This is a genomic window from Haloferax sp. S2CR25, assembly GCF_031624535.1.
GTDB lineage: Archaea > Halobacteriota > Halobacteria > Halobacteriales > Haloferacaceae > Haloferax > Haloferax massiliensis.
Genome location: NZ_JAMQOO010000024.1, coordinates 1 through 5,279, shown reverse-complemented (window position 1 = coordinate 5,279; position 5,279 = coordinate 1). Strand labels below are relative to the sequence as shown.

Annotated in this window: 8 protein-coding genes; 7 read left to right on the top strand and 1 reads right to left on the bottom strand. The window is 58.4% G+C overall.

What is annotated here, in order from left to right:
• The first annotated feature begins 512 nt into the window (after nucleotides 1-512).
• The 7 genes from NDI65_RS22060 to NDI65_RS22030 all read left to right on the top strand — a co-directional run bounded on the left by NDI65_RS22060 (nucleotide 513) and on the right by NDI65_RS22030 (nucleotide 4,688).
• The gene (locus tag NDI65_RS22060; RefSeq protein ID WP_310894437.1) at nucleotides 513-1,004 is read left to right on the top strand and encodes a hypothetical protein; all 492 of its coding nucleotides are present in this window, start codon (nucleotides 513-515) and stop codon (nucleotides 1,002-1,004) included.
• A gap of 18 nt (nucleotides 1,005-1,022) precedes the next feature.
• On the top strand, nucleotides 1,023-1,283 hold the full coding sequence (locus NDI65_RS22055) for a hypothetical protein (RefSeq protein WP_310894436.1): 261 nt from the start codon (nucleotides 1,023-1,025) through the stop codon (nucleotides 1,281-1,283).
• Between the two features lie 155 nt (nucleotides 1,284-1,438).
• On the top strand, nucleotides 1,439-1,834 hold the full coding sequence (locus NDI65_RS22050) for a hypothetical protein (RefSeq protein ID WP_310894435.1): 396 nt from the start codon (nucleotides 1,439-1,441) through the stop codon (nucleotides 1,832-1,834).
• 98 nt (nucleotides 1,835-1,932) lie between these two features.
• The gene (locus tag NDI65_RS22045) at nucleotides 1,933-2,271 is read left to right on the top strand and encodes a hypothetical protein (RefSeq protein ID WP_310894434.1); all 339 of its coding nucleotides are present in this window, start codon (nucleotides 1,933-1,935) and stop codon (nucleotides 2,269-2,271) included.
• Between the two features lie 72 nt (nucleotides 2,272-2,343).
• On the top strand, nucleotides 2,344-3,273 hold the full coding sequence (locus NDI65_RS22040; protein WP_310894433.1) for an ImmA/IrrE family metallo-endopeptidase: 930 nt from the start codon (nucleotides 2,344-2,346) through the stop codon (nucleotides 3,271-3,273).
• Between the two features lie 223 nt (nucleotides 3,274-3,496).
• A complete protein-coding gene (locus NDI65_RS22035) occupies nucleotides 3,497-4,108 on the top strand; it encodes an HD family hydrolase (protein ID WP_310894432.1) in 612 nt (203 codons plus the stop codon).
• Nucleotides 4,109-4,280: 172 nt separating this feature from the next.
• Entirely contained in the window at nucleotides 4,281-4,688 is a 408-nt protein-coding gene (locus NDI65_RS22030) for an SWIM zinc finger family protein (RefSeq protein WP_310894431.1), read from the top strand.
• Nucleotides 4,689-4,723: 35 nt separating this feature from the next.
• On the opposite strand, the gene NDI65_RS22025 is transcribed toward NDI65_RS22030, so the two are convergent.
• Entirely contained in the window at nucleotides 4,724-4,909 is a 186-nt protein-coding gene (locus tag NDI65_RS22025) for a hypothetical protein (protein ID WP_310894430.1), read from the bottom strand.
• Nucleotides 4,910-5,279: the final 370 nt, after the last annotated feature.

Sequence of the window (5,279 nt, the reverse complement as noted above, 5' to 3'; positions counted from 1 at the left end):
CCGCCGACAGCGACGCCTCTCGGTCGGTTCGTCCAAGGTTCTCTCGTTGAGACCGTCAGTGTAACCGCTCTGAGACAGAACTCAGGCTTCAGAAACAGCTAGCCGAGGATGCTTTGTGAGGTACTGAACTTCGTTCATTTCGGCCCACTTCAGTTAGACGTATTCTACATTTCCCTAGCTTTGTTCGGTGTGCTGTTTGTCCTGTCGGTGACCGATAGGTACGATCCAGAAGACTACGGACTCAGCCCCTCGGAATCTGAAAAGTAGGACTCCAGACTCGAGCGGTTCGACTCTCTCAGGCGAGATATCATGCCAGGGTCCGACGTGTTCCCTGAGTTCAGCACGGCTCCAACGACTGCTAGCTCAACAGATCGGGTCCTCAACCCCCTCCAGAGCAACAGTACACGTGAACTCTGGTATATCGTAGTGGGTTGTGTTTGTGTGCGCCGGCGATGGGCGCCGGCGCAGGTGATCGGACAGACTTCGACTCCTGAGTCGGCAGGTGACGACGAATGCACCAGGTAATCTACGCTCTTGTGACCGCATCGACAACAGACCAAGCCCTCTCGCGAGCCGCCGATGTGTTCGATCAACTGGTGGGTGCTGCCCCACACGCTGAGGCAGTGTTCGACTACTATGTGACGTTCGACGACGATTCAACAACGGTCGCCGGCAGCGCCCGGTGGGGTGACCTCCCGGTTGCAGTCCCTATGGCCTCAGAAGACGGCCGTGAACTCCTTGAGCGCGGCTGGCAGGCGACCACTCGTGAGTTCGAGCGGAATCTCGAGCGTATTCGAGAGGGCGTTGACAACCTTGACGCTGCGGCGATCATGCGCGATGAGGACCTCGTCAGGCATGCGTGCCACAATCTCGGGGCGTACCGCGGGCCGGCGGTGTACCTCTACGATGAGTTCGGTGATGGGGTTCGGCATCGAGAGCGACTCGAGCAACTCGTCGAGTCGAACGACCATCTGTGGATCGTTCCTGCTGATGTCCATTACTGACTTTGGAGGCTGTGCCCGATGGAACTCCTGAGAGAGACGCTTCCTGATCGTGGTATCGCTGTTCGACTCGTCGTTGACGACGCAACTGCCAAGTATCGAGTTGAGTACACGCCGTTGTCTGGCGGTGTGATGACCGACGAGTGGACTGTATTCGGTGGAAGTGTTGGCTACGATGCGTCGGTGTTTGCAACTGGCGCTGCTGCACGTGCGTTTGTTGAGCGCGTCCGAACGGTCTCACACGACGACGTCCTCGCGGGGTTAGCAGCAGACACAGACTGAGCGACCGAGTAGTCTGGTGGTGCGCTTGGTGTTGTTTTTGCGCCGCCCGGTAGGGCGGAGGCGCAGTAACAGATGCCGATTCCAACAATAGCAGTCGAGTTGTCCCGCGTTCACCACCAGTCGCCCGCGATGCTCGCCAGGGAGGTGAGTATTCGATGAGTCTCGAGCGCGTGTCCCGCCACGACGAGGCGCTGTTCGAATTTCTGTGGTGTCCAGTGTGTGGCACGGAAGCGTTCACGCACATCCCCTTCGAGGGGGTGTTCTGCACAGAGTGCAATACCAGCGTGACGTGCCGTGAGTCGTCAGAGTCGCGTGGCTACGATGAGGCGGTCATCATCACATTCGACGCAACGACGACATGGAATCTTCACGTTGAGGAGAAACTCCGCCGGACGCTTCCCGACGACGAAGCACGCGTTAAGATTCTTGGTGCGCCGGGTGACTACCACGTCGATTGGTGGGCACCAACCACGACCGAAGACTGGACGCCAGTCGAGCGCAACGAGTTCGCTGGCGAATCCGAACCAGAGGCGGTGTCGCACCTCGCATAGCGTCAATCGAGAGGCCCGTTGGTACTAGCGCAACATCGAGATTTTTTGTGCCCGTGGTGGGTGCGGGCTGAAGACACAGTCCGTGTAACGTGATTTCCATGAGTCACCAACAGACAGAGTCAGACGTCTCGATCGACGAGATGCCAGTCGACCTCGAACTCACACATAGTACTGACCTCTCCCGAGCGGACGTCCCCGAGAAAATCGAGTCGATAACGTGGGCCCTCCTGAGCGAACGGCCGCCGACGAACCCGCTCATCGTGCTCAAAGCCGCTCGCTGGTGGTACATCCACGGCACAGGTGAGTCCGATCCCGTGTACTGCTGGGCGATTGAGTGGGTTCGCCACCTCACGACCGGCGAAGCGACTGCGAGCGGCCTGTTCAGCGAGTGTCGAGAGTATCTTCGCAGTCTCGAGCGCGAGGACACCGACCAGTAGGTCGTCCCGCCCGTTTTTGTGCGCCCCAGAGGGTGCGGCGCGTCCTGAAGTGACGCGTCAGAACTGAAACCAATGGCAACAACAAGTTCCCCGTCGGTGTCGTTCGACGAGACCGACACGCGACACGATGAGATGCATCGCACGATCGAACAGTGGCTTGCAGACCTCGCTGCCGACGTCAACGACGCACGGGCAAGCGAGCAGTTCCAAGCGTGGCTGGACGTCCAGAGCCGGTTCCACGACTACTCCCACCGCAACACCCTCCTCATCAACCTCCAGTGTCCCGAAGCGACGAAGGTCGCGGGCTACCGGACGTGGCAAGAAGAGTTCAACCGATACGTCGAAGAAGGCGAGTCAGCCATTTGGATTTGGGCACCGATCATCACGACCCAATGCCCCGAGTGCGGGAACGCACCGAGCTACCACGAAAACAGCGAGTGTGAGTACGACGAGACGCCTCCCGAAGAGTGGTCGGAGGGTCTCGTGGGCTTCAAACCCGCACCAGTTTTCGACATTTCGCAGACCGAGGGCGAGCCACTCCCAGAGCTGGACACGGCGGCGACCGGTGAGCCTGACACGCTCGTCGAGGATCTCACTAACATCGCGTCAGACCTCGGCGTAACGGTCCGCATCGTCGATCCCGACGAGTGGCGACATGGGGAGGCGAAGGGCGTCTGCCAGTCGCGGAGCGTCCAGGATCTCACCCCACTCGTGGAAGTGAAGGACCGGTCGAACCGCGCGGATCTCGCGTCGACGATCATCCACGAGTACGCCCACGCGATTTTGCACTTCGACATAACCGACGCAACTGAGCGGGCGAAACGTGAGGTCGAAGCGGAGGCCGTCGCGTACGTCGTCGGTCGCTATCTCGGCTTGGATACGAGTGGGTCGGCGTTCTATCTCGCGGCGTGGCAGGACGACGAGACAGACGTTCTCCAAGAGCGACTGGGTCGGATTAGTGGGACGGCCGAAGAGATTCTCTCGACACTCGACGCGGTCTGAGATCTCTCATCTGTGGTTCGGCTGTCGCGGCTCTGTTGATGCCTCTTTGTTAGACGTAGTTTGTCTGTAACAGAAGGTGTATAGAATTCTTCACAGGGTGTTGTTTTCGCAGGCTCAGCGGTGAATTATTGGTACATTGTTCCTGCGGATTTATTGAGTGACTGTCGGCAACCCGGCGGAATAGTCTCGATGAGTTGAACTGGCCACTTCCCTTCTCCACGATATGATGACCGACGAACTCGACTCCTTGCTTGAATGGTTCGACCTGAAGGACGAACTTCGGACGGGATGGGTGCTTCGGAATATCGACTCGCCTGAATCGGTCGCAGCCCACACGTGGGGGACAGCGTCGCTTTGTCTGCTCTATGCCGACCAGGAAGACGTTGACCGTCAGAAAGCAGTGACGATGGCACTCATTCACGACCTCGGCGAAGCTCGAACGGGCGATATCGCAACCCGTGCGGAGGACGGACGCCAGACCATCCCCACGTCCGAGAAGGAGGCAGCTGAACGGAGTGCAGTAACCGATCTCGTCGGACCTTTCAACGATACCGAACTGCTGACGCTCTGGGAAGAGTACGAAGCACGTGACACCCCGACGGCACAGTTCGTCAAGGACATGGATCTGATCGATAACTGTCTCCAGGCGCTCAAGTACGAGCGCCAAGGTCGGTACGACGAGGCCGAGGCGAACGACCACTTTGCCGAGTTCGAGAATCTGGACGAGTTCTTTGCTACTGCCGCGCCTCGCATCCAGACAGAGTTCGGACAGGATTTGTTCGAGCAAATTAAATCGCAGTACGAACGAGAAATCGGGCGACCCTGCCAACTCTGAATACGTCTTTCAGTACGACTCCCCTGGTCGGTGTCGCACCTGTATTGACTGCAGGACGATCAGGACAGGGCAGCACAAAGAATCCGACCTGATTCTGTGTCACCTGTCACTCCGTTCGACAGCGTAGTTTTTCATGCGCCCGAAGGGGTGCGCGCATTGCGCGCTGGCTACCATGACTCCTGTACTACCAGAGTTCGATCCACCTACGCGCGTCCTCAAGCGAGCGCAGTACGAGGCGTTTGCATTCGAACTCCTCAACGGCGATGTCCGTGTTCGCAACGAGAGCTATGCCGACCCGGCTGCGCACGAGTACTGCGTTCGAATTCGGGATGGCGTCCCCCATTCGTGTTCATGTCCTGCTGATGCGAGCGGTGACGGCCCCTGTAAACATCGGGTTGCGGTCGCGATTCGCCCACGAATACTCGAACTCGCCGTCAAGATGCGCGTCGTCACAGATGGTGGGTCAACATCACGCGGCGATGACGGCACAACAGACCTGCCCTGCGAGTGTGAACAGCTGTCTGAAGCTCTTCCCTGTTGGAACTGTATCGACGCTGGGCGGCGCAACCTCTCTGAATAGTCGTTAGCGAGGGTTTCGTACGTCACCAATACCCATCAGTCGTCAGACTGCTGGGACGCAGCGTACGCACCAGCAAACTGCTCGCGCATCTCTCGACGGAGCAGTTCACTCATCACTTCGTAGACGACCGGCTGTGGGTACTTCTCGAGGAGGTGTTGGACGTCGGCTGCACATTTGCTTTTTTCAGTCGCAAAGTTTGCAGTCCATGGTGAGCTACTCATACCAGATAGTAATTTGTTGCCTCAGTTAACTGTTCGCCTGGTGAGAGATTCCTCCGACCGCAGTCCGCGACTCGTGACTCACAGATATCGATAACTCGAGTGTCGAGTGCACGAAACTCGGTGGGCGCGGTGCCCACGAGGGAGTTATCAAGGGGGTGGATGCAGATGGCTTGGTACGCGATTCCGCACCCGTTGCAGAACAGGGCGCGTCTTGTGTGACACGACGAGCCTGCAACGCTAGTCTCAGTACCTCACAAAGCATCCTCGGCTAGCTGTTTCTGAAGCCTGAGTTCTGTCTCAGAGCGGTTACACTGACGGTCTCAACGAGAGAACCTTGGACGAACCGACCGAGAGGCGTCGCTGTCGGCGG

Excerpts from the sequence above, each read along its gene's own strand:
- NDI65_RS22030 (WP_310894431.1), top strand. The coding sequence starts at position 4,281 with ATGACTCCTGTACTACCAGAGTTCGATCCACCTACGCGCGTCCTCAAG.
- NDI65_RS22035 (WP_310894432.1), top strand. The coding sequence starts at position 3,497 with ATGATGACCGACGAACTCGACTCCTTGCTTGAATGGTTCGACCTGAAG.
- NDI65_RS22040 (WP_310894433.1), top strand. The coding sequence starts at position 2,344 with ATGGCAACAACAAGTTCCCCGTCGGTGTCGTTCGACGAGACCGACACG.
- NDI65_RS22060 (WP_310894437.1), top strand. The coding sequence starts at position 513 with ATGCACCAGGTAATCTACGCTCTTGTGACCGCATCGACAACAGACCAA.
- NDI65_RS22045 (WP_310894434.1), top strand. The coding sequence starts at position 1,933 with ATGAGTCACCAACAGACAGAGTCAGACGTCTCGATCGACGAGATGCCA.
- NDI65_RS22050 (WP_310894435.1), top strand. The coding sequence starts at position 1,439 with ATGAGTCTCGAGCGCGTGTCCCGCCACGACGAGGCGCTGTTCGAATTT.
- NDI65_RS22055 (WP_310894436.1), top strand. The coding sequence starts at position 1,023 with ATGGAACTCCTGAGAGAGACGCTTCCTGATCGTGGTATCGCTGTTCGA.
- NDI65_RS22025 (WP_310894430.1), bottom strand. The coding sequence starts at position 4,909 with ATGAGTAGCTCACCATGGACTGCAAACTTTGCGACTGAAAAAAGCAAA.